Source organism: Duganella sp. GW821-FHT01E12, assembly GCF_059422325.1.
Genome location: NZ_JBWKWR010000012.1, coordinates 61,101 through 86,621, shown reverse-complemented (window position 1 = coordinate 86,621; position 25,521 = coordinate 61,101). Strand labels below are relative to the sequence as shown.

Here is a 25,521-nt window from a genome sequence, read left to right as displayed (position 1 = left end):
GTAGCGCCCCGGTATCGCTGTGTGTCGCAAAGCTGCGCGATGTAAAAACAAGCAAATTTGGCAGATTGTTGCTGCGCCGCGGCAGTCCGCTGAAGCAAGTTCCGTGATGCCGTATAATTTTAGACCGCCAGCAATCCCCGGCGCGCTCGCCCACGACTACTGAAAGTAATAAATGAATAACAACGTGTCCCGCCCCGTCATGTCCAAGACCGATGCCCAGCTGCGCGAGATTCTTGCGCGCCGCATCATGATCCTCGACGGCGCGATGGGCACCATCATCCAGCAGTACAAGCTCGATGAAACCGCGTATCGCGGCGGCCCCAACGGCCGGTTCATCGACTTCGCCGCGCCGGTAGACTCCGGCGCGCGCGAGCTGTTCGTCAAAGGGAACAACGAGCTGCTGACGCTGACCCAGCCGCAGGTGATCCAGGAGATCCACGAGCGCTACCTGGCCGGCGGCGCCGACCTGATCGAGACCAACACCTTCGGCGCCACCACCATCGCGCAGGACGACTATCACATGGGCCACCTGGCCTACGAGATGAACGTGCAAGCGGCCAAGCTGGCGCGCGCCGCCTGCGACAAGTACAGCAGCGCCGACAAGCCGCGCTTCGTGGCCGGCGCGCTCGGGCCGACGCCCAAGACCGCGTCGATCTCGCCGGACGTGAACGACCCGGCCGCCCGCAACATCACCTTCGACCAGCTGGTCGAGGCCTACCACGAGCAGACCAAGGGTCTGATCGAAGGCGGCGTCGACGTGCTGCTGGTCGAGACCATCTTCGACACCCTGAACTGCAAGGCCGCGCTGTTCGCCATCGACAAATTCTACGAAGAGAACCCGGGCGTGCCGCGCCTGCCGCTGATGATCTCCGGCACCGTGACCGACGCCTCCGGCCGCATCCTGTCCGGCCAGACCGTGCCGGCCTTCTGGAACTCGGTGCGCCACGCCAAGCCGCTGACCATCGGCCTCAATTGCGCGCTGGGCGCGGCGCTGATGCGCCCCTACGCCGAGGAGCTGTCGCAGATCGCCGACACCTTCGTCTGCATCTACCCCAACGCCGGCCTGCCCAACCCGATGAGCGACACCGGCTTCGACGAGCTGCCGGCCGACACTTCCGCGCTGCTGAAGGAGTTCGCCGAGGCGGGCTTCATCAACGTCGCCGGTGGCTGCTGCGGCACCACGCCGGACCACATCAAGGCCATCGGCGAGATCCTCGCCAAGGTCAAGCCGCGCACCGTGCCGCATGTGCCGGTGGCGCAGCGCCTGTCCGGCCTGGAGCCGTTCACCATCGACGACGACTCGCTGTTCGTCAACGTCGGCGAGCGCACCAACGTCACCGGCTCCAAGGCCTTCGCGCGCATGATCCTCAACGAGCAGTACGACGAGGCGCTCAGCGTGGCCCGCCAGCAGGTGGAAAACGGCGCCCAGGTCATCGACATCAACATGGACGAGGCGATGCTCGATTCGCAGGCGGCCATGACGCGCTTCCTGAACCTGATCGCCTCCGAACCGGACATCTCGCGCGTACCCATCATGATCGACTCGTCCAAATGGTCGGTGATCGAGGCGGGCCTGAAGTGCGTGCAGGGCAAGTCCATCGTCAACTCGATCTCGATGAAGGAAGGCGAGGCGGAGTTCATCCGCCAGGCCAAGCTGTGCCTGAGCTACGGCGCCGCCGTCATCGTCATGGCCTTCGACGAAAAGGGTCAGGCCGACACCTTCGAACGCAAGATCGAAATCTGCGAACGTGCCTACAAGCTGCTGGTGAACACGGTCGGTTTCCCGCCTGAGGACATCATCTTCGACCCGAACATCTTCGCCATCGCCACCGGCATCGAAGAGCACAACAACTACGCGGTGGACTTCATCAACGCCACCCGCTGGATCAAGGACAACCTGCCGCACGCGAAGATCTCGGGCGGCGTGTCGAACGTGTCGTTCTCCTTCCGCGGCAACGACCCGGCGCGCGAGGCGATCCACACCGTGTTCCTGTACCACGCCATCAAGGCCGGCATGACCATGGGGATCGTCAACGCCGGCATGGTGGGCGTGTACGACGACCTGCCGGCCGAGCTGCGCGAGCGCGTCGAGGACGTGGTGCTGAACCGCCGCGACGACGCCACCGAACGCATGATCGACATCGCCGGCACCTTGAAGGCCGGCGCCGGCAAGCAGGATGCGCAGAACCTCGAGTGGCGCAACGCCCCGGTCGAGAAGCGCCTGGCGCACGCGCTGGTGCACGGCATCACCCAGTTCATCACCGACGACACCGAGGAGATGCGCCAGCAGGTGCTGGCCGCCAACGGCCGCCCTATCCACGTGATCGAAGGCCCGCTGATGGACGGCATGAACATCGTCGGCGACCTGTTCGGACAGGGCAAGATGTTCCTGCCGCAGGTGGTCAAGTCGGCGCGCGTGATGAAGCAGGCCGTGGCCCACCTGATCCCCTACATCGAGGAGGAGAAGAAGGCCGAGGAGGCGCGCACCGGCATCGTCGCCAAGCCGAAGGGCAAGATCGTCATCGCCACCGTCAAGGGCGACGTGCACGACATCGGCAAGAACATCGTCTCGGTGGTCCTGCAGTGTAATAACTTCGAGGTGGTGAACATGGGCGTGATGGTGCCCTGCTCCGAGATCCTGGCGCGCGCCAAGCTGGAAAACGCCGACATCATCGGCCTGTCCGGCCTGATCACGCCGTCGCTGGAGGAGATGGCCCACGTGGCCAAGGAGATGCAGCGCGACGAGCACTTCCGCATGATGAAGATCCCGCTGCTGATCGGCGGCGCCACCACCAGCCGCGCCCACACCGCCGTCAAGATCGCCCACAACTACGAGGGCCCGGTGGTGTACGTGCCGGACGCGTCGCGTTCGGTGTCGGTGGCGCAGTCGCTGCTCACGCCCGAGAGCCGCCAGCAGTACATCGACGAGATCGAGCAGGACTACGTGCGCATCCGCGAGCAGCACGCCAACAAGAAGGCGCTGCCGATGCTGTCGCTGAAGGATGCGCGCGCCAACAAGATGAAGCTGTCGTTCGCGCCGGTCAAGCCGAAGTTCATCGGCCGCCGCGAATTCAAGAACGTCGACCTGGCCACCATCGCCAAGTACATCGACTGGGGCCCGTTCTTCCAGACCTGGGATTTGGCAGGCCCCTTCCCCGCCATCCTGACGGACGAGGTGGTCGGCGAGGCGGCGACCAAGGTGTACGCCGAAGGCCAGGCGCTGCTGAAGAAGCTGATCGATGGCCGCTGGCTGACCGCCAACGGCGTGGTCTCCCTGCTGCCGGCCAACAGCGTCAACGACGACGACATCGAGATCTACACCGACGACACCCGCAGTACGGTCGACTTCACCTACTACGGCCTGCGCCAGCAGGGCGTCAAGCCGGTGGTGGACGGCGTGCAGCGGCCCAACCAGTGCCTGGCCGACTTCATCGCGCCTAAAGAGTCGGGCATCAAGGACTACATCGGCATGTTCGCCGTGACGGCCGGTCTGGGCATCGAGAAGTACGAGCAGCGCTTCGAGGACGCGCACGACGACTACTCGTCGATCATGCTCAAGTCCTTGGCCGACCGCCTGGCCGAAGCCTTCGCCGAATACCTGCACGAGCGCGTGCGCACCGACCTGTGGGGCTATGCCGCCGGCGAAGCGCTGAGCAACGACGACATGATCGCCGAGAAGTATGTCGGCATCCGTCCGGCGCCGGGCTACCCGGCCTGCCCGGAGCACACCGTCAAGCGCGAGATGTTCAACACCATGCAGGCCGAGGAGATCGGCATGGTGCTGACCGAGTCGTACGCGATGTATCCGGGCGCGGCGGTGTCGGGCTTCTACTTCGCGCACCCGGAGTCGAAGTATTTCGTGGTGGGGAAAATCGGCGAGGATCAGTTGAACGACATGGCCGCCCGCCGCCACGTGGACAAGGCCGAGATGGAACGCTGGCTGGCGCCCAACCTGTCCTGATTCAGAGTTCGGCCATCGCCATGGTGGCCGTCGCGCCGGCAGGCTTGGCCAGCAGCGTGGACTGCGGCGGCAGGCTGGCCTGGAACAGCTTGTAGGCCTCGGCCGTCAGCGCCACGAAGGCGTTCTGATGCGCCAGCAATTGCTGCGTCATCCACTGCCAGCCCTCGTCGGTTTCATGCAGCCACACGGTGCCGTCGGGGAAGGCGGATGGCAGCGCGTCCGGGTGCGCCTGCACCACGATGCTGCTCTGCGGCCCCCACAGGAAATCGGGCGGCAGCTCGCGCTGCCAGCCGTAGCCGTTCTTGAGCGCGTAGACGTGGTTGTGACGGAAAGTCAAATCAATCACTTCGCGTTCGGCGATCAGGTCGTCGGCCGATTCGATCCAGCAGTGGTAGGAACCGCCGGCCGGATTGGCGAAGGCCGCATTGTCCATCATGCGCATCAGCTGGCCGCCGCCGCAATCGACCGCGGCCAGGCCCGCCACCGGCCGGTACACCCGGTCCAGCACGATGCTGGCCAGGTTGGAGCCGATCACGGCATAGACGTGGCACAACGAACAATATTGCTCGGGGTAGTACTGACGGATCACCTGGTTCACGCAATGCGCGATCAGGGCTCGGACGGATAAAGCCATGCAAAAAGCTCACGAAACGGTTTGTATCCTTATGTATCGGATTGTTTTGTGGAAACTTTAGCTACCATCCGGCCTAGGCACCGGCATTTCGCACGTGCTTGATTTTTTTCAAATGACACACGTGCCTATGCATAAGTGGTAGTGTATTGTTCATGGCGATACACCTTTGAGGAAATCGTGAATATGACTGCAAAGGCACAAAAATCGGGCAAGGCGTCAGCTGCGCCGGCGGAGGCAAAGCAGGCCGCAGCCAAATCCGAAGCCCAACTGCGAGCCGAACGCTTGGCCATGCACCGCAAAGCCGTCAGCATGATCACCGGCATGTGGAGAGACCGCGAAGGCGGGCCTGTGGACGGCATTGAATACCAGGATCAGATGCGCAAAGCATGGTAATTGATCAGCCAGTCATTATCGACACGAACATTTGGATTGATGCGCTGGGCGGAGTTCCAGACGCAAAGCACGTGCTTGACAGCCATATCGATATTGCCATGAGCGCCATCACCTACGCAGAAGTCGCCTCAGGCTGTGAGCCCGCCGAACTGGCGATGTTTGAAGCATTCCTGGCGGCTGGGCAGGCGGCGCAAACAGTTCAAGTAATACATACGAACGACCAGATCATCAAGCTGGCGGCGGCGTTCAACAAAAACCCGATCACTGGCTGCGGACATGGCAGGAAGCGCCTACCCGATTCGATTATCGCCGCGACCGCGTTCGTCACCGGCCGGACGGTACTCACCCGCAACGCGCTGGACTTCAAGATGGTCACACATCACACGCCGTATCAGGGCCAGTGGGTGGCGACCATAGACGCGAGCGGCCAAAAGATCAAGCACTGGGTCACGATCACGGTCGCCAAATAGGCCTCCGCATCCGCTATTTTTGGTCGCGCAAGAACCTCCAACCGGCTATGCCGCCAAACACGGCGGCAAAGCCCAGCTGCACCGCGATCGGCATGAGCACGCCGTCGAGGCCCAGGCCGCGCCAGGTGACGGCGTCGAAGCCGTCGACCGCCCAGCGGGTCGGCACCAGCAGCGTCGCCTGCTGCACCCATTCCGGGAAGACGAAGGACGGCACCCACGCGCCGCCCAGCATCACCATGATCAGCGTGGCGAAGACGGCGATGCCGCGCGCCGCTTCCGGCGTCTTGCCGAAGGCGGCAATCAGCAGGCCGAAGGCCGCCGTCATCAACGCGAAGCTGGCCGCCATGCCGAGGAAACCGCCCAGGCTGCCGATCTCCACCTTGAAGATCAGCATGGCGCAGAGGAACATCGCGCACATCAGGCCCATCGCGATCAGGGCGCCGGAGATGGCGCGGCCCCACAGCACCGTGGTCAGCGACACCGGCGCCGCCAGCAGGCGGTTCCACACGCCGGTGCGGCGCGCCAGCAGGATGCCCACGCCCATGTCGATGCCCATGAACAGGATGAACTGCACGCCCATGCCGGCAAACGAATGCGCATAGCCGTTGTACTTGGGACCGCTGCTGAGCGCCTGGTCCTGCGTGGTGTAGGGCATGGTCATGCCGACCGGCGCGTCGGCCGGCGCCGGCTTGCCGCTGGCCTTGGCCTCGGCCTCCTTCTCGGCCTCGGCGGCGGCGCGCTGGTCCTGGAACTTCTTCAGGCTGGTGAGGAATTCGCTCAGCTGCGCGGCGTCGGGATTGTCCGCGGTGCTGGCGCGCAGCGCGTCCAGCTGCTTCTCGGTGGTCTTGCTGCCCTTGGGGCTGATGACGGCGGCGCTGGTCACCTGCATCACCTGCTGCGTCAGCAGGCCCTTGACCATGGCCAGCACGGTCGATTGCGACGGGTCGTAGTAGACCGGCAGCTGCGGCTTGTTCTGGCCGCCGAACAGCGCGTCGGCCGCCTGTTCGCCGAAGCCGTCGGGGATCACCACCGCCACCGGCAGCTTGCCGGCGCGGACCTTGGCCTTGGCGTCGGCGTCGCTCAGTTCGACGATCTTGAGCGCGCTGTCGGCCTTCAGGCCGGCGGCGATCTTCTTGCCGCTGTCGGACTGGTCCAGCTGCACCAGGCCCACGTCGATCTTGCTGGTCTTGGCTTCCGAGCCGCCGCCGAACAGCGAACCGAAGAACGCGGCCAGGATGACCGGCATCAGCAGGTGCAGCATCAGCGCGCGCTTGTCGTTGATATAGAGGATCAGGTCCTTGCGGACCAGGGCGATCAATGCAGTCATGGGTAGTCCTATCAGTCGCGCAGGCTGCGGCCGGTCAGGTTGAGGAAGATGTTTTCCAGCGAGGTCTTGGCGGTGGCGAAGTGCAGCAGCGCCACGCCCGCGGTGGCGCATTCGGCCGCCAGCCAGGCCAGCGTGGCCGGCGCGTGCGAGGCGTCGGCCAGGCCGATGTCGAGCGCGTTGCCCTCGCCTTGCACGCCGCTCACGCCGGGCAGCGCCCGCGCGCCCGACAGCAGCGCAGCCGACGGCGCGGCCGACAGCTCGGCGCGCAGGGCGGCCTGCGCCGGCAGGCGGCGGTACAGCGCGGCCGGGGTCTCGTCGGCCAGCACCTTGCCGTGGTCGATGATGACGATGTGGTCGGCCAGCCTTTCGACCTCCTCCATGTAGTGGCTGGTGTAGATCAGCGAACGGCCCTGCGCCTTCAGCGCTTCCAGCGTGTCGAAGATGGCGTTGCGGCTTTGCGGATCGACGCCGACGGTGGGTTCGTCCAGGATCAGCAGCTGCGGATCGTGCAGCAGCGCGGCGGCGATGTTCAGGCGCCGCTTCATGCCGCCGGAATAGGTGGACGGCTTGTCGTGCGCGCGGTCGGCCAGGTTGACCAGCGCCAGCGCCTGTTCGCAGCGCTGCTTCAACAGCGCGCCCTTGAGGCCGTACAGCGCGCCGAACAGCTTGAGGTTTTCCAGCGACGACAGGTCCTCGTACAGCGCCAGGTCCTGCGGCACGAAGCCGATCTTGCGCTTGGCCTCGCTGAGGCCCTGGCCGATGGTCTCGCCGTCCATGACGATGCCGCCGCTGTCGCTGCGCAGCAGGCCGCAGATCATGCCGACCGTGGTGGACTTGCCGGCGCCGTTGGGGCCGATCAGGCCGACGGTCTGGCCCTGCTGCACCTGGAACGACACGCCGTCGACCGCCTTGCGCGCGCCATACGATTTGGAGACCTGATTCACGCTGAGTAAAACCGATGCCATAAGCCATCCTGTCGTGTATTTTAAATAAGCGGCAAGCATAGCGTTGCGATACTTTTATGGCAAGTCCATTGAAGCGGCAGTGAACTTTTACGTCCGTGGGCGGCCTAAGAATGAACGCCGCCGTCCGGCGGTTTGTTGACTTGTGACCAGGGAGGCGCATATGGCAACCAATCCAACCGTCAAACGCTGGCAGGATCAGCTGATCCTGCTGCTAGGGCTGTGGTTCTTTATTTCACCGTGGGTGTTTGCATATCCGATACCGTCGATCCAGGCGTGGACCGCGTTCATTTCCGGCGCGGTGGTGGCGATCCTGGCGGCCTGCGATCTGTACAAGACCTACTTCTGGGCCGTGGTGCTCAATTTGCTGGTGGGGATTTGGGTCGCGGTTTCCCCGTGGGTGCTGCGTACCGCCGATAACCGCGAGCTGATGTGGAACTCGGTCGTGGTGGGCATCGCCGTGGTCGTGCTGGCGCTGTGGGAAATGCAGACCGATCCCGAGCTGCACAAGCACTGGCCCGGCGCGGGCCACGCGACGTGACCCGGCCAAGCGGAGTGCGTTACAGCGCGTAGCGCACCACGTTGTCGCTCCATTCGAAGGCGGACATCTCCAGCTCCACCAGTTCTTCGGTGGACATGGCGAGGTCTTGCAGGGCGGGCATGATCTGGTCGTCCATTTCCTCGATGCGTTCGATGCATTCGGCCAGCTTGAGCAGGTCGCCGAAGAAGCCGGCGCGGTGCAGCAAGGCTTGCGACACCTCGTCGTTGACGGGGATCTGCGCCAGGATCTCGGCCATCGGCATGCCGAACAGCGTGTCCATCAGCGACATGATGCCGACCGTGAAGGCGATGTCGGCCACATGGCGATGGCTGGGGCGCAGCTTGCCGGCCAACAGCTCCAGCAGGCGGCCGCGCGTGGTGGCCAGCATCAGCAGCGGCGTCATGCTGTGGCCGCGCTTGCTCGGCTCGGCGTACAGCATGATCTGCAGCCAGCGCTGCAGTTGGCGGCGGCCCAGTATCGTCACCGCCTGGCTCAGCGAGTCGATGCGCTGGCGCGCGCCGACGGCCGGCGTGTTCACCAGGCGCAGCAGGTTCAGCGCCAGCGACACGTCGCGCTTGATGGCGCGCTCGATTTCCTGGTTGTCCGCGTCCGAGGTGACCAGGGTCATCAGTTCCATCACCGCCAGCTGCGACGGCGACAGCTTCTTGCCGCTCATGATGACCGGCTTGGAGAAATAATAGCCCTGGAAGTAATCGAAGCCCAGGTCCAGGCAGGTCTTGAATTCGTCGCGGGTCTCGACCTTTTCCGCCACCAGCTTCTTCTTATCCTGGTGGAAGCGCGGGGCCAGCTTCATCAGCGTGGGCAGCGGCAGCGTGCGCAGGTCCAGCTTGACGTATTCGGCCAGCGGCAGCAGCGCGGCCAGGTTGGGGCCGTCGCCAACGAGCTCGTCCAGCGCGAAGCGGAAGCCGTGGCCGGCCAGGTCCGTCATGCGGGCCAGCACCTGCGGCGTCAAGGGCATGCTCTCGGCCACTTCCAGCACCACTTTTTCGCGCGGCAGGAAGGAAAAGATGTCGGTCATGAGGACGTCCGCGTCCACATTGACGAAGCCGAGCGCGTCGCCGATGGTTTTTTCCATGCCCAGTTGCGAAGCGTGCGCGATCACTGCCGCCGTGGCCGACAATTCATTGGTGATGTGTGCCGGGCCGACCGGAGCGTTGCGGAAAAGCAACTCGTAGCCGAACACGGTTTGATTGCGGTCCAGGATAGGCTGGCGCCCCAGATAGAACTCGCGCACGCGCAGGCTCCGGGGGCCGGTATCGTGTAGGGTAAGGTCGATCATCGCTTCTGTCAGTACAAAACATGGGGCTGATATTTCGCCGTACTAATATTCTGACAGCAATATCCAGACCTGTCTTGGATAATTTGGCTCAGCTTTCTCCCTGCGGAACGCCGTCGATGAACAGCTTCAGCTCGCCGGCGGCGAAGGCCGTCCACTGCTCGTTGGTGGTCAAAGGCTGGGTGACGATGATGGCCACGCGGTCGTTGGGCGTGGTCACCTGCGAGAAATCCACGCTGACATCCTCGTCCGACAGCCTGGCCGTGTCGAACGGATATTGGCGCACCAGGTAGTACAAATGGGTCGAACAATGGGCAAATAGCTCGCCGCCGGACGACAGCAGCATGTTGAAGGTGCCGTAGCCGGCGATCTCGCGCGTGAGCTCGGCCAGCGCGGCGCGCAGCGCGGGCAGCGGCGGGCGCCGCTCGCCGAAGCGGGCGCGCAGATGCTGCAGGATGTAGCAGAAGGCCAGCTCGCTGTCGGTGGTGCCGACCGGGCGGTAGGCGCCGTTGAGCACGGGCGCGAATTGCTTCAGGTCGCCGTTGTGGGCGAACACCCAGTACTGCCCCCACAGCTCGCGCACGAAGGGATGGCAGTTTTCCAGCGCCACCTGACCCTGCGTGGCCTTGCGGATGTGGGCGATGACGTTGGTGGACTTGATCGGGTAGCGCTTGATCAGCTCGGCGATGGGCGAGGCGATCGCGGCCTGGTGGTCGACGAAGTGGCGCACGCCGGCGCCCTCGAAAAAAGCGATGCCCCAGCCGTCGTGGTGGGTATCGGTCTGGCCGCCGCGCATGGCGAAGCCGGTGAAGCTGAACACAATGTCGGTGGGGACATTGCAGTTCATTCCTAGAAGTTGGCACATGGTCGGGTTCTCTGTTGTTACAGCAGAACCATACCATGCGCCGCCCGCTTTTCTTAGTGCAGCAGCACCGGATGGCTCATCAGCTCATCATAGCTGCCCAAAAACTCATCGATTTCCGCCATCGTCGGTTCGCCCGCGATCAACTCGTTGACGTCGCGGCGGAAGTTCTGCGCCAGGATGCCGTTGATGAAGATTTCGCGCTTGCCGCCTTTGTCGACTATCTCGTAGCCGCCGAAACGCAGCGCCTCCAGGGTACGATCCGCGCCAAATTCGACAACACTGTATTGCTCGCTGTTATAGATGAGGTTCATGTTGCTTCCTTTCACAAGGGGCGTAACACTACTCGGTTGCGCCTTCAGGACCGAAATGGGGCTGAAAGCGGACGATTCAAGGCCAAATCAAGGCCGATCAGCGGGCGGGGCTTAGGCCGCGATGTCGGATTGCAAATCCAGCAACTCACCGTAGGGCGCCTCGGACAGCCAGGAACGCAGCAGTTCGAGGTGCTCGGCGGATGCCAGGCTGATGTAGAGCCGCGCGGGAGGATGGCGCAGCACACGATTCAATGTTACTCGCAAAATGAGATTGCCGCTGCAATGAAGGCAGCCTGGAGCAATACGCAACACTTGCGGCGCAGGATCGTAGGGAATGGGATCGTCGAAGGCCAGCGCCGCACCGCCGTCGGCCAGGCCTTCCAGGATGGCGACGCAGGACACGCCTGTTTCCAGGCGCGCCGCGATGGCAGCTTCGCGCTCGGCGGCGCGGGAGCCCGTCACCAGCCAGGTCGGCACCGGCGCCCGTTTGACTGGGGCTGCGCCGGTGGACATGGGTCCGGTCACGGGCTCAGGCGCCCTTTTTTGCGAGTTTGCCCGGCTCCACGCCCAATTGCTTGAGCTTGCGGTACAGGTGGGTGCGCTCCAGGCCGGTCTTCTCGGCCACACGGGTCATGCTGCCGCCCTCGCGGCCCAGGTGGTGCTCGAAGTACATGCGCTCGAAGGCGTCGCGCGCCTCGCGCAGCGGCAGGTCGAACGACAGGTTGAACATGTGGTTGTCGGCGCCGGCCACGGTGGCGCCGCCGCGCACGGAGATCGCCGCCGCCGGATTGGGCTGGTTGAAGCCCTGCGCCTCCTCGGGCTGGGCCGCCGCGACCGGACGCGGCGCCAGCGCCGGCGCGCGCACGGTTTCCTGCGCGCGGGTCAGGCCCTGCTGCACCGCCTTGAGCAGCTTTTGCAACGCGATCGGCTTCTCCAGGAAATTGAGCGCGCCGATGCGGGTGGCCTCGACCGCCGTATCGATGGTCGCATGGCCCGACATCATAATCACCGGCATGGTCAGCAAACCGTCGCGCTGCCATTCCTTGAGCAAGGTGACGCCATCGGTATCCGGCATCCAGATATCGAGCAGCACCAGGTCGGGCGCGCCGCCGGCCCGCGCCTCGCGCGCCTGCTGGGCGTTTTCCGCCAGTTGTATCGCATGTCCCTCGTCGCTCAAGATTTCCGAGAGCAACTCGCGGATACCCATTTCATCGTCCACTACCAGAATGTTTGCCATCTTCCCTTGCCTTCCTCATTTCGCCAGCTCATGGCCGGCAATGATTTTTTTAATCAGTGATACTTAGGTATTTTGCGACGTCGGTGCTAACTTTAACAGCAAAATCAATACCGACGCGCCACTTCTATCGACATGGTTCTGGATATCGATCCGTCCGCCATGTTCATCGATAATCTTTTTCACCATCGCCAGCCCCAGGCCGGTGCCCTTGGCCTTGGAGGTGACATACGGCTCGAACGCCCGCGCCAGGATCTTGGGCGCGAACCCGGGACCGTTGTCGGAGATCGCCAAACGCACCGCCGTGCGCGTGCTGCCGTCCGCGCCCTGATAATGAATGGCTTCGCTGATCACGTCAATGCGCGCTTGCGGCGAACCGGCCGGCAGCTCGGCCATCGCGTCCTGCGCGTTCTGCAGCAGGTTGTGGATCACCTGGCGCAGCTGGGTCTGGTCGCCCATCACCAGCGGCAGGCCCGGCGTGAGCTGCGGGTGGATGATGTCGTCGCCCTCGCCGCGCAGGTACAGGTGCAGGATCTCCTCGACCAGCGCGTTCAGGTCCAGCGGTTCCAGCACGGCCGGCGGGGTGCGGGCGTAGTCGCGGAAATCGTCGACCATGCGCTTCATCGCCGCCACCTGGTTGACGATGGTGGCAGTGCCCTTGTTGAGCAGGTCATTGTCGGCCGCCGACAGCTTGCCCTCCAGTTTCATCTGCAGCCGCTCGGCCGACAGCTGGATCGGCGTCAGCGGATTCTTGATCTCGTGCGCTAACCGGCGCGCCACCTCACCCCAGGCGATCGAGCGCTGGGCCGAGATGACGTCCGAGATATCGTCGAACACCACCAGGTAGCCGCTGCCGCCGCCCTCGACCGGCAGGCGCGAGCCGCGCGTGAGCAGGGTCAGGTCGTTGTCGTCCAGGCTGGCCGAGCGGCGCGGCACCTCGATCTGGCGCTGCCAGTGCAGGCGCTGCAGGTTGCGCCCGGCCGCCGACTGCGCGCTCTGCGCCGCGAACGCCGCCACGATGGCGCCGCCGAATTCCTGCAAGCCTTCGATCTGGTCGAGCTTCTGGCCTATCATCGTCACGCCGGCCTGCTGCAGGATGCGCTCGACCGAGTCGTTGCAGCTGATCAGGTGGAACTCGTGGTCCAGCACCATCACGCCGGCCGACATATTGGCCAGCACCGATTCCAGGTGGGTCTTGGCGTTCTGCAGCGCGGCGCGGTTGCGCTCGACGGCGCTGCGGGCGTCCGACAGCTGGCGCGTCATGGTGTTGAACGATTGCGTCAGCGTGCCCAGCTCGTCCGAGGTGGCGACGATGGGGCGCGGCGACAGGTCGCCCTCGGCCACCGCGCGCGTGCCCTCGGCCAGCAGCAGCAGCGGCTGGGCCAGGTCGCTGGCGATCAGGAAGGCGCTGGCGATGGCGCCGAACACGGCCAGCAGCAAGGTCAAGGTCAGGGTCACGATGTACATCTTGCGCAGGCCCACGCGCGCCACGAAGCGCTCCTTGTAGTCAGAATAGGCGCTGCGGATGGTCTCGCCGTCGGCGGCCAGCTGGGCCGGCGCCAGCTGGATCAGCTGCAGGTAGCGCGGCGCCAGGTGGGTGCCGTTGGCCTGCACCTGGTCCGGGATCGCCATCACCACCCGCAGCCGCAGCTGGCTGGCGGTGTCCTGCGCACTGGCCGGCGCGTTGATCAGGTTGCTGCGCAGCTCGTTGCCGCCCTCGGGCGCGCCGTAGTTGTCGCCCTCCTTGGCCTTGGCCATCATCTCGCGGGTCGGCAGGTCGGCGCTGAGGTTGCCGCTGCGGCTGGCGCGGGCGCTGATGATCAGGCCGCCGTCGCCGTCGACGATGATGGCGTTCTGCAGGCCGTTGCGCTCCTTGACCAGGCCGGCCAGCGTGGCGCGCTCGGTGCCGTACGGTTGTTCGGACAGCTGCTGGACGGTCTGGCTGGCGGTGGCCGTGAGTTCCTTGAGCGCCGCGTCCAGGCCTGCGCGGCTGAGGTTGATGCCGGACTCGAGCGCCTCCTCGACCGGCACGTTGAACCATGATTCGATCGAGTGGGAGACGAACTGCACCGAGACCAGGAAGATGACCAGCCCCGGCAGCACGCCGATGGCGGCGAACAGCAGCACCAGCCGCGTCATCAGCTTGGAGCCGAACTTGCCGCTCTTGTAGCGGCCGTAGAGCCGGAACAGCGACACGGCCACCAGCAGCAGCAGCGCGCCGGCCACCGCCGCGTTCAGGCCCAGCAGCCAGGCGTAGTAGCGGTCGAAGAAGCCGGAGTTGTCGGAGGCCGAAGCAAGCAGGAACAGCAGGATACTGACGATGGCGCCGCCGACGACGGAAAAATACCGCAGGGCAGTGCTCACTTACTCCGCCTTGTACTGGAAGATTTTCTTGTCGGACGCCAGGCGCCATTCACTGCTGTTGAGCGCGGTCACCTTGAGCGGCTTGGACACGTAGTTCGGGTCCAGCCCCATGCTCAGCTTGACGTTGTAGGTCTTGCCGACCTCCAGCTGGCCGCGCTGCGCCACCAGCCAGCGGTTGGGGCTGCGGATCAGGAACAGCGCGTCGTCCAGCGACGAGAAGGTCTGGCGCACGTTGCCGTCCACCGTCACGTGGTACTGGCGCGTGAGCACGTTGTAGGACAGGCTGATGGTCTGGCGCTTGACGATGGCTTGCGCGTCGAACCAGTACCAGCGCGGCCGCGTGAACTCGATCTCGGTGGTGAAGTACAGGGTCACGCCGTACTGCAGCGTGTCCTCCATGTCGTGGGTCAGCTCGAAACTGTATTTGGCGTTGAGGCGGTAGCCCTCGTCGCTGGCCTCGATCTGCCAGCGGCGGATTTCCACGCCTTCCGCGGCGCTGGCCACCTGCGGCAGCAGGCAGGCCATTATCAGCAGCAGGGGTCCGATCAGGAGGCGGAAAAATCGTGATGTCACGTGGAGGCCGGTGCTCAAAAGATCCGTCGGTAGCAAAGGGGAAACTAAACAGGCAAAACGGTTACGCATTTTTCTGGAACAGCGCGTAGAACAAACCATCGTGATCCTGCCCTGCGCCACCGGCGGGGAGCAACTGGCCGGGCGCGTCGAGCCGCACGGCCTGGTTTCGTACTGCAAACGCGGCGGCCTGCGCCTCGGATTCCTGCGGCCACAAGGAACATGTCACGAATAGCAATTTACCACCCGGTGCCAGCATCTGCCAAAGGTTGTCGAGGATTTTGGACGAAAGTGTTGCAAGTTGGAGCGTGTCGCCCTTGCGGCGCAGCCAGCGGATATCCGGGTGGCGGCGCACGATGCCCGAGGCCGTGCACGGCACGTCGGCCAGGATGCGGTCGAACGGCTTGCCGTCCCACCAGCCGGCGCTCTGGGCGTCGGCGGTGCGCAGCGTGGCCTGCTGGCCCAGGCGCTCCAGGTTCTCGCCCACCCGCGCCAGGCGCTTGGCGTCGGCGTCCAGCGCCGTCACGCTGGCGTCGGCCAGCTCCAGGATGTGGCAGGTCTTGCCGCCGGGCGCGGCGCAGGCGTCCAGCACCCGCATGCCGTCCTGGACATCGAGCAGCGGCGCGGCCAGCTGGGCGCCGGCGTCCTGCACCGACACCACGCCGTCGGCGAAGCCGGGGATCAGGCCCACGCCGACCGGCTTGGCCAGGCGCACCGCGTACGGGCCGATCTGGCTGGCCGCCATGCCGGCCGCGTCCAGTGTGGCCAGGTATTGTTCCATCGTGGTCTTGCGGGCGTTGATGCGCAGCGTGAGCGGCGGCGCGCTGTTGCCGGTCGCGAGCACGCCCTGCCAGTCTTGCGGCCAGGCGGCCTTGGCCGCGTCGATCCACCATTGCGGGTAGTTCCACCTGGCCACCGGCTGCAGCAGCGCGGACTCCAGCAGCGCCTTGCGCTCGCGCAGGAAGCGGCGCAGCACGGCGTTGACCATGCCCTTGGCGCGCGCCGTGTCCGGATGGGCGTCGGCCGCCGTCACGGTCTGATCGACCACGGTGAACTCCTCGTAGGGCTGGACCTCGTCGGGCGCCGTCATCAGCGCCAGCGCGCAGGCCAGCAGGGCCGCCACCAGCGGCTCGGGCGCCTTGGGCGCCATCAGGCCGATCAGGGCCTCGCTCTGGCCCAGCTGGCGCATGCAGCGGTAGGCGATGTCCTGCATCGCGCCGCGCGCCTGCGGGCTGGCGTCGCCCTTGGCCCAGACCTGGGCCAGCGCCTGCGGCAGGTTGGTGCCGGTGCGCACCTGGGCCACGGCCTGGGCCGCGCCGATCAGGCTGTAGGCCAGCGAATCGGGCTTGAGGCCGGTCTGGAAGCTGGTTTGCAGCGCCGGTTTCAGGTCGCGCGCATGGCTGGCGCGCAGCTTGGGCGCTGCCGCCTTGGCGGGGGACTTAAGGGAGAGCGTCGGGCGCTTGTTCATATGCTAATTCCAGGTGTGGCGTGCGGGCGTGATCGCGCAGTATACAGCAGTGCATATGACAAGGGGATGAAGCTGATTGTAACGCTTGTAACGATCGCGTCCCGCTGCGGTGACCCGGCTGCGGCAAACCAGTATAATTACCGCTGTTTGGCCGGTGCCAGCGCGCCGGCCGTTTTCGCTTTCGGATGTATTCACACACGCGGTTCAGCCGCCATTTTGCTCATGCTCGCCCAACAAAAACAAGATATCACCGCCCTGTTCCAGGCCGCCCTCGCACCCATCCTGGCCGGCACCGACGTCGCCGCCAACGTCGTGCTGGAGCGCCCGCGCGACCCGTCGCATGGTGACGTGGCCTGTAACATCGCCATGCAACTGGCCAAGCAGCTGAAAATGAACCCGCGTGAACTGGCCACCAAGGTGGTCGACGCGCTGCTGGCCAATCCGGCCGGCAAGGGCCTGGTGGAATCGGCCGACATCGCCGGCCCGGGCTTCATCAACCTGCGCGTGAGCGCCGCCGCCAAGCAGGCCGTGGTCAAGACCGTGCTGGCCCAGGGCGCGGCCTTCGGCACCGCCGATGCCGGCAAGGGCAAGAGCGTCATCATCGAATTCGTCTCCGCCAACCCGACCGGCCCGCTGCACGTGGGCCACGGCCGCCAGGCGGCGCTGGGCGACGCGCTGTCGTCGCTGTTCGGCTCCCAGGGCTACGCGGTCACCCGCGAGTTCTACTACAACGACGCCGGCGTGCAGATCCAGACCCTGGCCAACTCGGTGCAGGCGCGCCTGCGCGGCTACAAGCCGGGCGACGCCCAATGGCCCGAATCGGCCTACAACGGCGACTACATCGCCGACATCGCCGAAGACTTCAAGCTGAAGAAAACCGTGTCGGCCTCGGACGGCTCGCCGGCCACCGCCTCGGGCGACGTCGAGGACATCGAATCGATCCGCCACTTCGCCGTGACCTACCTGCGCAACGAGCAGGACATCGACCTGCAGGCCTTCGGCGTCAAGTTCGACAACTACTACCTCGAATCGTCGCTGTACGCCGACGGCAAGGTCGACGCCGCCGTCGACATGCTCAACAAGTCCGGCAAGACCTACGAGGAGGAAGGCGCGCTGTGGCTGCGCACCGAGGACTACGGCGACGACAAGAACCGCGTGATGCGCAAGAAGGACGGCACCTACACCTACTTCGTGCCGGACGTGGCCTACCACATCGTCAAGTTCCAGCGCGGTTTCACCCAGGCGATCAACGTCCAGGGTTCGGACCACCACGGCACCATCGCCCGCGTGCGCGCCGGCCTGCAGGCGGTCAACGTCGGCATCCCGCAGGGCTACCCCGACTACGTGCTGCACAAGATGGTCACCGTGATGAAGGGCGGCGAAGAGGTCAAGATCTCCAAGCGCGCCGGCTCCTACGTGACCGTGCGCGACCTGATCGAATGGTCGGGCGGCGGCGACATCGAAAAAGGCCGCGACGCGGTGCGCTTCTTCCTCATCTCGCGCAAGGCCGACACCGAGTTCGTGTTCGACGTCGACGTCGCGCTGAAAACCTCGGACGAGAATCCGGTGTATTACGTGCAGTACGCCCACGCGCGCATCTGCCGCATGCTGGAACAGTGGACCGGCGACGAAGCCTCGCTGGCCAACGTCGACCTGTCGCCGCTGACCGCGCCGACCGAAGCGACGCTGCTGGCCACCTTGGCCGCCTACCCGGAAACGCTGGCGCGCGCGCAGGCGGAACTGGGCCCGCACCAGATCGCGTTCTACCTGCGCGACCTGGCAGCCAACCTGCACAGCTTCTACTTCGCCGAGCGCGTGCTGGTGGACGACGAGGCGCTGAAGGCGGCCCGTATCGCGCTGATGGTCGCCACCCGCCAGGTGCTGCGCAACGGCCTGGCGCTGATCGGCGTCTCCGCTCCCAACAAAATGTAATTGCGAAGGACATCCCGCACAATGAATTTCCGCTCCAGCCTTACCCCACGTTCGCGTCAGCACGGCAACACCATCATCGGCATCGTCATCGGCCTGGTGATCGGCCTGGCGATCGCCGTCGTCGTCGCCCTGGTCATCAACAAGGGCTCGACGCCGTTCACCGACAAGGGGCGTAGCAGCAAGGTTGCGGAACCGACCGCGGGACAGGCCGCCGATCCGAACAAGCCTATGTACGGCAACAAGGAAGCGGTGCGCGAAGCGGCCAAGGACTTCGCCAAGGAACCGCCGAAGGCGCCGCCGCCGGCCGATCCGCTGCAGGCGGTGGTCGACAAGATCCAGGGCACGCCAGCGCCGGCCGCACCGGCGCCAGCTCCGGCGCCGGCTCCGGCCGAAAAGCCCAAGGCCGTAGCAGCCGCCACGCCAGGCGCCACCAACGTGGCGCCAACGCCGGCCAAGGCGGCGCCCGCCGCCGCAGCCGACGGCGGCGACGACAAATTCATCTACTACCTGCAGGCCGGCGCCTTCCGCGAGATCGCCGACGCCGAAAGCGCCCGCGCCAAGCTCGCCCTGCTGGGCTTCGAGGCCAACGTCTCCGACCGCGCCACCGACACCGGCGTGCTGCATCGCGTGCGCCTCGGCCCCTTCAACCAGGTCGAAACGATGAACAAGGTTCGTAGCAAGTTGTCCGAAAACGGCGTCGACGTCGCCGTCGTGCGCAATCAAAAATAAGCCAGGAGTATCCAGATGCGATTCATGAAATTCGTAGTCGGTGCATTGATGTTGAGTGTTGCAGCCCTGTCGTCGGCCTCCCCGGCCAGTCCGCAGAACGGCGTCGAATACAAGGCGCTGGCCGCGCCGCAGCCGGTCGACAGCGGCAAGAAGGTCGAAGTGATCGAGTTCTTCGACTACGCCTGCCCGCACTGCTTCGCCTTCGATCCGGCGCTGTCGGCCTGGGTCAAGAAACAGGGTGACGCCATCGTCTTCAAGCGCATGCACATCTCGCGCAGCGGCACCGATCTGCCGCAGGAAAAAATGTTCTTCACGCTCAGCGCCATGGGCCTGCTGAATGACGCCATGCACACCAAAATCTTCACCGAGATGCACGTCAACCGCAACCGCATGAGCCGCGACGAAATGGCGTTCGACTTCGCCGCCAAGCAGGGCGTGGACCGCCAGAAGTTCATCGAGACCTATCGCGGCCTGGGCGTGGCCGGCAGCGTGCGCCGCTCGACGTCGATGATGGATGCCTACGGCGTCGACTCGTGGCCGATGATCGCCATCGACGGCAAGTACGTCACCTCGCCGACCATGGCCAACGAAGGCTCCAAGTCCGCCACCACCGAGGCCGAACTGCACGCCCAGGCCGTGCAGGTGATGGACTTCCTGGTCGCCAAGGCGAAAGCGGAAAAGAAATAAGGATGAACAAGCAAGGCGCCGGGCCGGAGCGGGTCTTCATCACCGGCGCCTCAAGCGGCCTGGGTGCGGCCCTCGCCGCCGAATACGCGGCGCAAGGCGCCACACTGGGCCTGCTGGCCCGCCGCAGCGAGATGCTGGACCGGCTGATCGCCACCCTCCCCCACCCTGAACGCCACCGCGCCTACGCGGTCGATGTGCGCGACCACGCCGCCATCGCGGCAGCGGCGCAAGCCTTCATGGCGCACGCCGGCGGCATCGATGTGGTGATCGCCAACGCCGGCATCTCGGTCGGCACGCTCACCGAGTTCGCCGAAGACATTCCCGTGTTCGAAGCCGTCATCGCCACCAACGTGGTGGCCACCGCCGCCACCTTCGCGCCCTTCATCCCGGCGATGAAAACTCAGCGCACGGCGGCGCGGCTGGTCGGCATCGGCAGCGTGGCCGGCATCCGCGGCCTGCCCGGCGCCGAGGCTTATTGCGCCTCCAAGGCGGCCGTGATCAGCTACTGCGAATCGTTGCGGCTGGAGCTCAAGCCCTACGGCATCCGCGTCGTCACCATCTGCCCCGGCTACGTGGACACGCCGATGACCAAGGCGAATCCCTACCCCATGCCCTTCCTGATGGCGCCCGAAAAATTCGCCGCGCAGGCCGCGCGCGCCATCGCCGCCGGCAGCAGCTACAAGGTGATCCCGTGGCAGATGGGTGTGGTCGCCAAGCTGCTGCGCATGCTGCCCAATCCCGTGTACGACCTCGCGCTCGGCAACGCGCGGCGCAAACCGCGCAAGGGGGAACAATGAACACGCTGTCCGCCGCCGCCATCCACGGCCACTGCGCCACCAGCGCCTCGCACGTGGCGATAGAAGCCGTCGCCGAAACCGGCTCCACCAACGCCGACCTGCTGGCCCGCGTCGACACGCTGGACGGCCCCGTGCTGCGCATCGCCGCCAACCAGACGGCGGGGCGCGGCCGCGCGGGGCGCAGCTGGCTGTCCGCGCCCGGCGCCGCGCTGATGTTCTCGCTGGCCTGGCCCTTCAAGGGACCGCTGCACCGGATGTCCGGCCTGCCGATGGCGGTCGGCGTCGCGCTGGCCGAGACCATCGCCGCGCTGGGCGTGCCGGTGCAGATCAAATGGCCCAACGACCTGCTGCGCGACGGTAAAAAACTGGCCGGCATCCTGGTCGAAACCCAGACCTCCCGCCGCGACAACACCATCTGGGCGGTGATCGGCGTCGGCATCAACCTGCTCATGCCGGACGAACTGGAAGCGCAGATCGGCCGCGAAGTGGCCGCCGCGCCATGGCTGGCCAAGATGGACCGCAACCAGCTGATGGCCGCGCTGCTCAGCCGCCTGGCCGCCGTGCTGGCCGAATTCGACGACACCGGATTCGCCCCTTTCGCCGAGCGCTGGAACGCGCTGCACGCCTGGCAGGGCCGGGACGTGGTCATCCTCGACGACGGCAAGGTGCTGCAGCAGGGCCGCGCCGCCGGCGTCGACGCCATCGGCCGCCTGATGCTCGACACGGAACAGGGCCGCGCGGAAGTGCTGTCCGGCGACGTCTCGCTGCGCTTATCGTCAACCTTCGCCACCTCTATCGGACTATCATGATTCTACTGATCGACGCCGGCAACACCCGCGTCAAATGGGCGCTGGCCGAACCGGGCACGGAACTGGGCGCATGGATCGCCCACGGCGCGCTGATGCACGCCGACCTGCAGCAGCTGGAACTGCACCTGAGCGAAGCGGTGGGCGACCGTGGCGTCGACCGCATCGTCATCGCCAACGTGGCCGGCGGCGCCCTGCGCGTGCAGCTGGAGTACGTGCTGCAGCGGACCTTTCCCGCGATGATCCTGCCGGAGCAGGCGATCGAATGGTTTGCCTCGCTGCCGGCGCTGGCCGGCGTGACCAACGGCTACCGCAATCCCGCGCAGCTGGGCTGCGACAGGTTTGCCGCCGCCATCGCCGGCCATGCGCTGGCGGCCGGGCGCGAAGTCGTCGTCGCCAACTGCGGCACCGCCACCACCATCGACGCCATCACGGCCGACGGCATGTTCCTGGGCGGGATGATCCTGCCGGGACTGGGCCTGATGGCCAGTTCGCTGGCGCGCAACACGGCGCAGTTGCCGCAAATTGCACAAGACGGTAAGCTGCCGGACGGATTCGCCGACAATACCGACGACGCCATTTTGAGCGGCTGCCTGGCCGCGCAGAGCGGCGCCATCGAGCACGCGTATGCGCGCCATGGCGCGAGCGAGTGCATCATCTCCGGCGGCGCGGCGCCGTACATCGCGCCGATGCTGAAGGTGCCTTACCGTATCGTCGAGAACATCGTGTTAATCGGTTTGCATGCTGCCGCCGGCAGCGCCGAATAAGCTCGCAAGGGAAGCTCCGTGCTGAAATTTATTTTCTGGTCGCTGGTCGCCGTCAATGCCGCGCTGTTCGCGTACGGCAAAGGGTATCTCGGCCATTTCAGCGGCAACGAGCGCGAACCGGAGCGCCTGCTCAACCAACTCAACGCGGGCAAGCTGGCCATCATCTCCGCCGACAAGGCCAACGACGCCTCGACCGCGACGGCCGCTGCAGCCAGCGCCGCCGCCAGCGCCAAGCCGGCGCCCGAGGTGCTGGCCTGCGTGGAAATCGGCAGCTTCGTGCTGGCCGACGCGCGCCGCTTCGAAACCCAGCTGGCGCCGCTGAACCTGGGCGACCGCCAGTCGCGCCACAACCTGCCGGGCAGCGAGGTATCGAGCTATATTGTTTATATGCCGCCGCAGGGTAGCAAGGAAGGCGCCGACAAGAAGGCCGGCGAACTGCGCGCGCTGGGCGTGACCAACTACTTCATCATGAACGACAACTCGCCGCTGCGCTGGGGGATTTCGCTGGGCGTGTTCAAGACCGAGGGCGCCGCGCAGAACCAGCTGGCCGCGCTGATGAAGCAAGGCGTGCGCACCGCGCGCGTGGCGCCGCGCATGAGCGGCAGCAAGCTGCTGGCCTTCCAGTTCCGCGACGTGGATACGGAACTGAAGGCCAAGCTGGAGCACCTGCGCGCCGGCTATCCGAACGCGGAAAGCCACGCCTGCAAATAAGCTCAGCGACGCCGCATGGCGACGACGTTCTGGCCTTGGGCGTTGTAGGCATCCCGGCGCCGCTTGAGAAAATCGGGTAGCTCGGCGTCGGCCGCCAGCTCGAAACCGGCGGCGGCATAAAACGTCACCAGGTGCGCGTAGGGCAGGCAGAACGCCTGCCGGCTGTCCAGAAAGGGAACGCACGCAGCCAGCAAGCGGGAGCCGATACCCTGCCGTTGAAACGCGCTTCGGATCTGCATTCCGCGCAGGACCGTGACTCCCTCTTCGGAGCAGAGGCGCACCGCGCCGACAAGTTCGCCGTGCACTTTCGCCATGATGACGGTATCGGCCGGATCGATGGCGGCGCCATACCCCGTCTCGGCGTACAGGTTCGCGACATCCCCGAGGTCCGACTGGGCGGCTTCAAAAATCTCTATCAAAATTCACCTTCAATAATCTACGTGTGCGCCTGGCCGGCGCTGGAGCGGCGAACATCTCCTTCCAGCCCGGCTCATGACAACCGCTTAGCGGGCGCCGATGATGATAATGTCGGCGTCGCAGTTCCGCTAGTGGATGCCTACAGCGGCCGTCCCAGGAACTTCTCCACCTGGGCGCGTTCCCATTGGCCGTTGAAGTATTTATCGAAGACGAAAACTGTCAGCGTGTGGGCCAGAAGGCCGAGTCCCCAGAACACCGTCAATCCGATGAACCAGATTCTCCCGGGGGTCGTTAAAAGGTTAACCGCGATGCACCCGAGATTCACCACCAGATACATCAGCAGGTGCAAATAATAGTCGCGGATACGCCTTGCCCGTTTAAAGGCGATGCGTTCCTGGGTGGTTTGGGCGTTGATGCCGTCGTCTGTCATGATTGCGTCCTTGGTAAGGGTTGAAAAATCAACTTCAAAGACCGCAGCGATAGATTTTAGCGACTCCACACTGCCAGGATGACCAGACTCGATCCGTTGAACGGTGCGAGAACTTAAACCGCTGGCATCCGCCAGCTGTTGTTGCGACCAACCTCGTTTGAGGCGCATCTTTTGAATCGACATAAATATCTCCTTCTGCGGAGTCGCCAGTATGATCATTGGATTTCAACCTGCAACGACAGGAGCACGACAACGGCACGACAACGCCATGACAGCGCCTGTCGCCCTCAAAAATGCCGATTAGAGATTATCCCAATCTATAAATTTTCTATAGACGTCTTCGTCCGGCGTGCTGATAAAGTCTTCGATTTCCGCCATGGCGAGCAGGAACGCATCGGCGCCTTTCGCCGACTTCCCCATTTGCGGATCCACATACAGCGCGTCGAGGTGTTCCGCCAACGCCGCCGCGCAAAGGCACTGCACGGCGAAGTCCACCGTGGTGCGGCCGCTCGCCGTGCTGAACCCAATGCCATCTGTATCCTTAACCAGTCGGGGTTGATTAAATGCCGCGGCGGGAAGCTTAGCATTTCGTCCCGGCGAAAAATGCGCGGATTATCACCGCCTGGCGCTTTGCCGGAGGCTGATGCGCTCAGGACGCACCGCCGGATAATCTGGCAAACTATCGGCTATTGCCTTCACGTTTATGCATATGGAACAATTCATCGTCCTGATCTTCCCCGTATTTTTCCTGCTGATCGTGGCGGAATGCGCGTATGGGTGGGCGAAACGGCGCAATACGTATCGCCTCAACGATGCGCTGAGCAGCCTCAGTCAAGGCTTGATCAGCCAACTCGTCGCGGTGCTCACGCAGCTGTTCCAGATCGGCCTCTATGCCTGGGTGTTCGACAAGGTCCGTCTGGTGACGCTCGCGGAGTTTTGGCCGGCTTGGTACGGTTGGATCGCCGCCGTCGTGCTGTTCGACTTCTGCGACTACTGGCTGCACCGCATGGGCCACGAGTGCGCCGTCATGTGGGCCGCGCACCAGGTCCACCATCAAAGCCAGGACTTCAATTTCTCCACCGCGCTGCGGCAGGAAAGCTCGGTGATCTTCATCGGCTGGGCCTTCTATCTGCCGATGGCGCTGCTGGGCGTGCCGCCGGAGCAGTTCGCGGTGGCCGGCTTGATCGTGCTGCTGTACCAGTTCTGGATACACACCGAGCATGTCGGAAAACTCGGCTGGTTCGACCGGGTGTTTTCCTCGCCGTCCAACCATCGCGTGCATCACGCGGTCAACGACCAGTATCTGGACAAGAACTACGGCGGCATGCTGGTCATCTGGGACCGCATGTTCGGCACCTTCGCCGAAGAAGAGGAGCCGTGCGTGTACGGCACTCGCAGCCCGTTGAACAGCTGGGACCCTGTCTGGGCCATCGTCGCGGAATACTGGGTCTTGCTGAACCTGTCCCGCCAGGCCGCCCGCTGGCCCGACAAGGTCAAAGTCTGGCTGAAGCATCCCGGCTGGCGCCCCGCCGAACTGGAACTGCGGGCTCCCGCCAAGCAGTTCGATCTGGCGGCGGCCCGGGTAAGCTACGATCCGCCGCTGACAGCCAGGAACCGATGCGTGGCGCTGGCGCAGTTCGGCCTGTGCGTGACGGCCGCCGCCGCGTGCCTGTGGCATTCGGCCGCGCTGTCCTACGCGCGCTCCGCGTTGGCGGTTACTGCGGCGATGGGAGGCTTCTGGGCGCTGGGCGCGTACATGCAGGGACGCCTGTCGGCCGCCTGCCTGCTTGCCGTCGACCTGGTCGAAGTGGCGACAACGGCCGCGGTATTGTGGCCGGTCCTGTGACC

At 65.0% G+C, this 25,521-nt stretch carries 26 protein-coding genes; 12 read left to right on the top strand and 14 right to left on the bottom strand.

Going from position 1 to position 25,521, the window contains the following annotated elements; all coding sequences use genetic code 11:
• The first annotated feature begins 199 nt into the window (after positions 1 to 199).
• The gene (metH, locus tag AC07WS_RS25680) at positions 200 to 3,961 is read left to right on the top strand and encodes a methionine synthase (protein WP_494731874.1); all 3,762 of its coding nucleotides are present in this window, start codon (positions 200 to 202) and stop codon (positions 3,959 to 3,961) included.
• A 1-nt stretch (position 3,962) separates the two neighbouring features.
• Here the strand turns inward: metH and AC07WS_RS25675 are convergent, their stop codons facing one another.
• Entirely contained in the window at positions 3,963 to 4,595 is a 633-nt protein-coding gene (locus tag AC07WS_RS25675) for a hypothetical protein (protein ID WP_494731789.1), read from the bottom strand.
• 183 nt (positions 4,596 to 4,778) lie between these two features.
• Between AC07WS_RS25675 and AC07WS_RS25670 the strand changes: the two genes are divergently transcribed.
• Together AC07WS_RS25670 and AC07WS_RS25665 are read left to right on the top strand one after the other, a co-directional pair.
• Entirely contained in the window at positions 4,779 to 4,988 is a 210-nt protein-coding gene (locus AC07WS_RS25670; RefSeq protein ID WP_494731788.1) for a hypothetical protein, read from the top strand.
• Positions 4,982 to 5,458 carry a PIN domain-containing protein gene (locus AC07WS_RS25665; RefSeq protein WP_494731787.1) on the top strand — a complete coding sequence of 159 codons (477 nt, stop codon included), beginning with the start codon at positions 4,982 to 4,984 and terminating at the stop codon, positions 5,456 to 5,458. Before AC07WS_RS25670 ends, AC07WS_RS25665 begins: the two co-directional genes overlap by 7 nt.
• A 13-nt stretch (positions 5,459 to 5,471) precedes the next feature.
• Here AC07WS_RS25665 and AC07WS_RS25660 read toward each other — a convergent pair whose 3' ends face one another.
• Together AC07WS_RS25660 and AC07WS_RS25655 are read right to left on the bottom strand one after the other, a co-directional pair.
• Complete coding sequence (locus AC07WS_RS25660) at positions 5,472 to 6,785, bottom strand: ABC transporter permease (RefSeq protein ID WP_494731786.1); 1,314 nt, start codon at positions 6,783 to 6,785, stop codon at positions 5,472 to 5,474.
• Between the two features lie 11 nt (positions 6,786 to 6,796).
• On the bottom strand, positions 6,797 to 7,750 hold the full coding sequence (locus AC07WS_RS25655) for an ABC transporter ATP-binding protein (protein WP_494731785.1): 954 nt from the start codon (positions 7,748 to 7,750) through the stop codon (positions 6,797 to 6,799).
• Between the two features lie 160 nt (positions 7,751 to 7,910).
• Between AC07WS_RS25655 and AC07WS_RS25650 the strand changes: the two genes are divergently transcribed.
• Complete coding sequence (locus AC07WS_RS25650) at positions 7,911 to 8,288, top strand: SPW repeat protein (RefSeq protein ID WP_494731784.1); 378 nt, start codon at positions 7,911 to 7,913, stop codon at positions 8,286 to 8,288.
• A 19-nt stretch (positions 8,289 to 8,307) separates the two neighbouring features.
• Here AC07WS_RS25650 and AC07WS_RS25645 read toward each other — a convergent pair whose 3' ends face one another.
• The 8 genes from AC07WS_RS25645 to rsmB all read right to left on the bottom strand — a co-directional run bounded on the left by AC07WS_RS25645 (position 8,308) and on the right by rsmB (position 16,397).
• Positions 8,308 to 9,588, bottom strand: coding sequence for an EAL and HDOD domain-containing protein (locus AC07WS_RS25645; RefSeq protein ID WP_494731783.1), 1,281 nt, complete (start codon positions 9,586 to 9,588; stop codon positions 8,308 to 8,310).
• Between the two features lie 88 nt (positions 9,589 to 9,676).
• On the bottom strand, positions 9,677 to 10,450 hold the full coding sequence (locus AC07WS_RS25640; protein WP_494731782.1) for a class II glutamine amidotransferase: 774 nt from the start codon (positions 10,448 to 10,450) through the stop codon (positions 9,677 to 9,679).
• Between the two features lie 53 nt (positions 10,451 to 10,503).
• The gene (locus AC07WS_RS25635; protein ID WP_494731781.1) at positions 10,504 to 10,761 is read right to left on the bottom strand and encodes a BTH_I0359 family protein; all 258 of its coding nucleotides are present in this window, start codon (positions 10,759 to 10,761) and stop codon (positions 10,504 to 10,506) included.
• Positions 10,762 to 10,872: 111 nt separating this feature from the next.
• Positions 10,873 to 11,274 (bottom strand): GTPase, encoded by a 402-nt coding sequence (locus AC07WS_RS25630; protein ID WP_494731780.1) that lies wholly within the window; start codon positions 11,272 to 11,274, stop codon positions 10,873 to 10,875.
• A gap of 16 nt (positions 11,275 to 11,290) precedes the next feature.
• A complete protein-coding gene (locus AC07WS_RS25625) occupies positions 11,291 to 11,998 on the bottom strand; it encodes a response regulator (RefSeq protein ID WP_117012845.1) in 708 nt (235 codons plus the stop codon).
• 63 nt (positions 11,999 to 12,061) lie between these two features.
• Positions 12,062 to 14,359: a sensor histidine kinase gene (locus AC07WS_RS25620; protein WP_494731779.1), complete on the bottom strand. Its 2,298-nt coding sequence runs from the start codon at positions 14,357 to 14,359 to the stop codon at positions 12,062 to 12,064.
• Positions 14,360 to 15,001, bottom strand: a complete 642-nt coding sequence (locus AC07WS_RS25615) for a DUF4390 domain-containing protein (protein ID WP_494731778.1) — start codon at positions 14,999 to 15,001, stop codon at positions 14,360 to 14,362.
• Positions 14,994 to 16,397 (bottom strand): 16S rRNA (cytosine(967)-C(5))-methyltransferase RsmB, encoded by a 1,404-nt coding sequence (gene rsmB / locus AC07WS_RS25610; protein WP_494731777.1) that lies wholly within the window; start codon positions 16,395 to 16,397, stop codon positions 14,994 to 14,996. The genes AC07WS_RS25615 and rsmB overlap by 8 nt, the downstream gene beginning before the upstream one ends.
• A 222-nt stretch (positions 16,398 to 16,619) precedes the next feature.
• Here rsmB and argS point away from each other — a divergent pair, with 222 nt between their 5' ends.
• From argS to AC07WS_RS25575, 7 genes are read left to right on the top strand one after another with little or no spacing between them, the layout of a single operon-like run.
• On the top strand, positions 16,620 to 18,329 hold the full coding sequence (argS, locus tag AC07WS_RS25605) for an arginine--tRNA ligase (RefSeq protein ID WP_161098603.1): 1,710 nt from the start codon (positions 16,620 to 16,622) through the stop codon (positions 18,327 to 18,329).
• A gap of 21 nt (positions 18,330 to 18,350) precedes the next feature.
• On the top strand, positions 18,351 to 19,058 hold the full coding sequence (locus tag AC07WS_RS25600; protein ID WP_494731776.1) for an SPOR domain-containing protein: 708 nt from the start codon (positions 18,351 to 18,353) through the stop codon (positions 19,056 to 19,058).
• Between the two features lie 24 nt (positions 19,059 to 19,082).
• On the top strand, positions 19,083 to 19,745 hold the full coding sequence (locus AC07WS_RS25595) for a thiol:disulfide interchange protein DsbA/DsbL (protein WP_494731775.1): 663 nt from the start codon (positions 19,083 to 19,085) through the stop codon (positions 19,743 to 19,745).
• Between the two features lie 2 nt (positions 19,746 to 19,747).
• Positions 19,748 to 20,542: an SDR family oxidoreductase gene (locus tag AC07WS_RS25590; protein WP_494731774.1), complete on the top strand. Its 795-nt coding sequence runs from the start codon at positions 19,748 to 19,750 to the stop codon at positions 20,540 to 20,542.
• The gene (locus tag AC07WS_RS25585; protein WP_494731773.1) at positions 20,539 to 21,351 is read left to right on the top strand and encodes a biotin--[acetyl-CoA-carboxylase] ligase; all 813 of its coding nucleotides are present in this window, start codon (positions 20,539 to 20,541) and stop codon (positions 21,349 to 21,351) included. The genes AC07WS_RS25590 and AC07WS_RS25585 overlap by 4 nt, the downstream gene beginning before the upstream one ends.
• Positions 21,348 to 22,115 carry a type III pantothenate kinase gene (locus tag AC07WS_RS25580; RefSeq protein WP_494731772.1) on the top strand — a complete coding sequence of 256 codons (768 nt, stop codon included), beginning with the start codon at positions 21,348 to 21,350 and terminating at the stop codon, positions 22,113 to 22,115. The genes AC07WS_RS25585 and AC07WS_RS25580 overlap by 4 nt, the downstream gene beginning before the upstream one ends.
• An 18-nt stretch (positions 22,116 to 22,133) precedes the next feature.
• A complete protein-coding gene (locus tag AC07WS_RS25575; RefSeq protein ID WP_494731771.1) occupies positions 22,134 to 22,826 on the top strand; it encodes an SPOR domain-containing protein in 693 nt (230 codons plus the stop codon).
• A gap of 2 nt (positions 22,827 to 22,828) precedes the next feature.
• On the opposite strand, the gene AC07WS_RS25570 is transcribed toward AC07WS_RS25575, so the two are convergent.
• From AC07WS_RS25570 to AC07WS_RS25560, 3 genes are all read right to left on the bottom strand, one after another.
• Positions 22,829 to 23,245: a GNAT family N-acetyltransferase gene (locus tag AC07WS_RS25570; protein WP_494731770.1), complete on the bottom strand. Its 417-nt coding sequence runs from the start codon at positions 23,243 to 23,245 to the stop codon at positions 22,829 to 22,831.
• Positions 23,246 to 23,382: 137 nt separating this feature from the next.
• Complete coding sequence (locus AC07WS_RS25565) at positions 23,383 to 23,856, bottom strand: 2TM domain-containing protein (RefSeq protein ID WP_494731769.1); 474 nt, start codon at positions 23,854 to 23,856, stop codon at positions 23,383 to 23,385.
• Between the two features lie 117 nt (positions 23,857 to 23,973).
• Positions 23,974 to 24,168: a hypothetical protein gene (locus AC07WS_RS25560; RefSeq protein WP_494731768.1), complete on the bottom strand. Its 195-nt coding sequence runs from the start codon at positions 24,166 to 24,168 to the stop codon at positions 23,974 to 23,976.
• Between the two features lie 214 nt (positions 24,169 to 24,382).
• On the opposite strand from AC07WS_RS25560, the gene AC07WS_RS25555 reads away from it, so the two are divergent.
• Positions 24,383 to 25,519 carry a sterol desaturase family protein gene (locus AC07WS_RS25555; protein WP_494731767.1) on the top strand — a complete coding sequence of 379 codons (1,137 nt, stop codon included), beginning with the start codon at positions 24,383 to 24,385 and terminating at the stop codon, positions 25,517 to 25,519.
• Positions 25,520 to 25,521 lie beyond the last annotated feature (2 nt).

Coding starts and splice junctions, on each gene's coding strand:
- AC07WS_RS25660 (WP_494731786.1), bottom strand. CDS start 6,785: ATGACTGCATTGATCGCCCTGGTCCGCAAGGACCTGATCCTCTATATC.
- AC07WS_RS25630 (WP_494731780.1), bottom strand. CDS start 11,274: ATGTCCACCGGCGCAGCCCCAGTCAAACGGGCGCCGGTGCCGACCTGG.
- rsmB (WP_494731777.1), bottom strand. CDS start 16,397: ATGAACAAGCGCCCGACGCTCTCCCTTAAGTCCCCCGCCAAGGCGGCA.
- AC07WS_RS25670 (WP_494731788.1), top strand. CDS start 4,779: ATGACTGCAAAGGCACAAAAATCGGGCAAGGCGTCAGCTGCGCCGGCG.
- AC07WS_RS25595 (WP_494731775.1), top strand. CDS start 19,083: ATGAAATTCGTAGTCGGTGCATTGATGTTGAGTGTTGCAGCCCTGTCG.
- AC07WS_RS25675 (WP_494731789.1), bottom strand. CDS start 4,595: ATGGCTTTATCCGTCCGAGCCCTGATCGCGCATTGCGTGAACCAGGTG.
- AC07WS_RS25665 (WP_494731787.1), top strand. CDS start 4,982: ATGGTAATTGATCAGCCAGTCATTATCGACACGAACATTTGGATTGAT.
- AC07WS_RS25590 (WP_494731774.1), top strand. CDS start 19,748: ATGAACAAGCAAGGCGCCGGGCCGGAGCGGGTCTTCATCACCGGCGCC.
- AC07WS_RS25565 (WP_494731769.1), bottom strand. CDS start 23,856: ATGTCGATTCAAAAGATGCGCCTCAAACGAGGTTGGTCGCAACAACAG.
- argS (WP_161098603.1), top strand. CDS start 16,620: ATGCTCGCCCAACAAAAACAAGATATCACCGCCCTGTTCCAGGCCGCC.
- AC07WS_RS25655 (WP_494731785.1), bottom strand. CDS start 7,750: ATGGCATCGGTTTTACTCAGCGTGAATCAGGTCTCCAAATCGTATGGC.
- AC07WS_RS25585 (WP_494731773.1), top strand. CDS start 20,539: ATGAACACGCTGTCCGCCGCCGCCATCCACGGCCACTGCGCCACCAGC.
- AC07WS_RS25600 (WP_494731776.1), top strand. CDS start 18,351: ATGAATTTCCGCTCCAGCCTTACCCCACGTTCGCGTCAGCACGGCAAC.
- AC07WS_RS25555 (WP_494731767.1), top strand. CDS start 24,383: ATGGAACAATTCATCGTCCTGATCTTCCCCGTATTTTTCCTGCTGATC.
- AC07WS_RS25645 (WP_494731783.1), bottom strand. CDS start 9,588: ATGATCGACCTTACCCTACACGATACCGGCCCCCGGAGCCTGCGCGTG.
- AC07WS_RS25615 (WP_494731778.1), bottom strand. CDS start 15,001: ATGCGTAACCGTTTTGCCTGTTTAGTTTCCCCTTTGCTACCGACGGAT.
- AC07WS_RS25640 (WP_494731782.1), bottom strand. CDS start 10,450: ATGTGCCAACTTCTAGGAATGAACTGCAATGTCCCCACCGACATTGTG.
- metH (WP_494731874.1), top strand. CDS start 200: ATGTCCAAGACCGATGCCCAGCTGCGCGAGATTCTTGCGCGCCGCATC.
- AC07WS_RS25650 (WP_494731784.1), top strand. CDS start 7,911: ATGGCAACCAATCCAACCGTCAAACGCTGGCAGGATCAGCTGATCCTG.
- AC07WS_RS25580 (WP_494731772.1), top strand. CDS start 21,348: ATGATTCTACTGATCGACGCCGGCAACACCCGCGTCAAATGGGCGCTG.
- AC07WS_RS25625 (WP_117012845.1), bottom strand. CDS start 11,998: ATGGCAAACATTCTGGTAGTGGACGATGAAATGGGTATCCGCGAGTTG.
- AC07WS_RS25635 (WP_494731781.1), bottom strand. CDS start 10,761: ATGAACCTCATCTATAACAGCGAGCAATACAGTGTTGTCGAATTTGGC.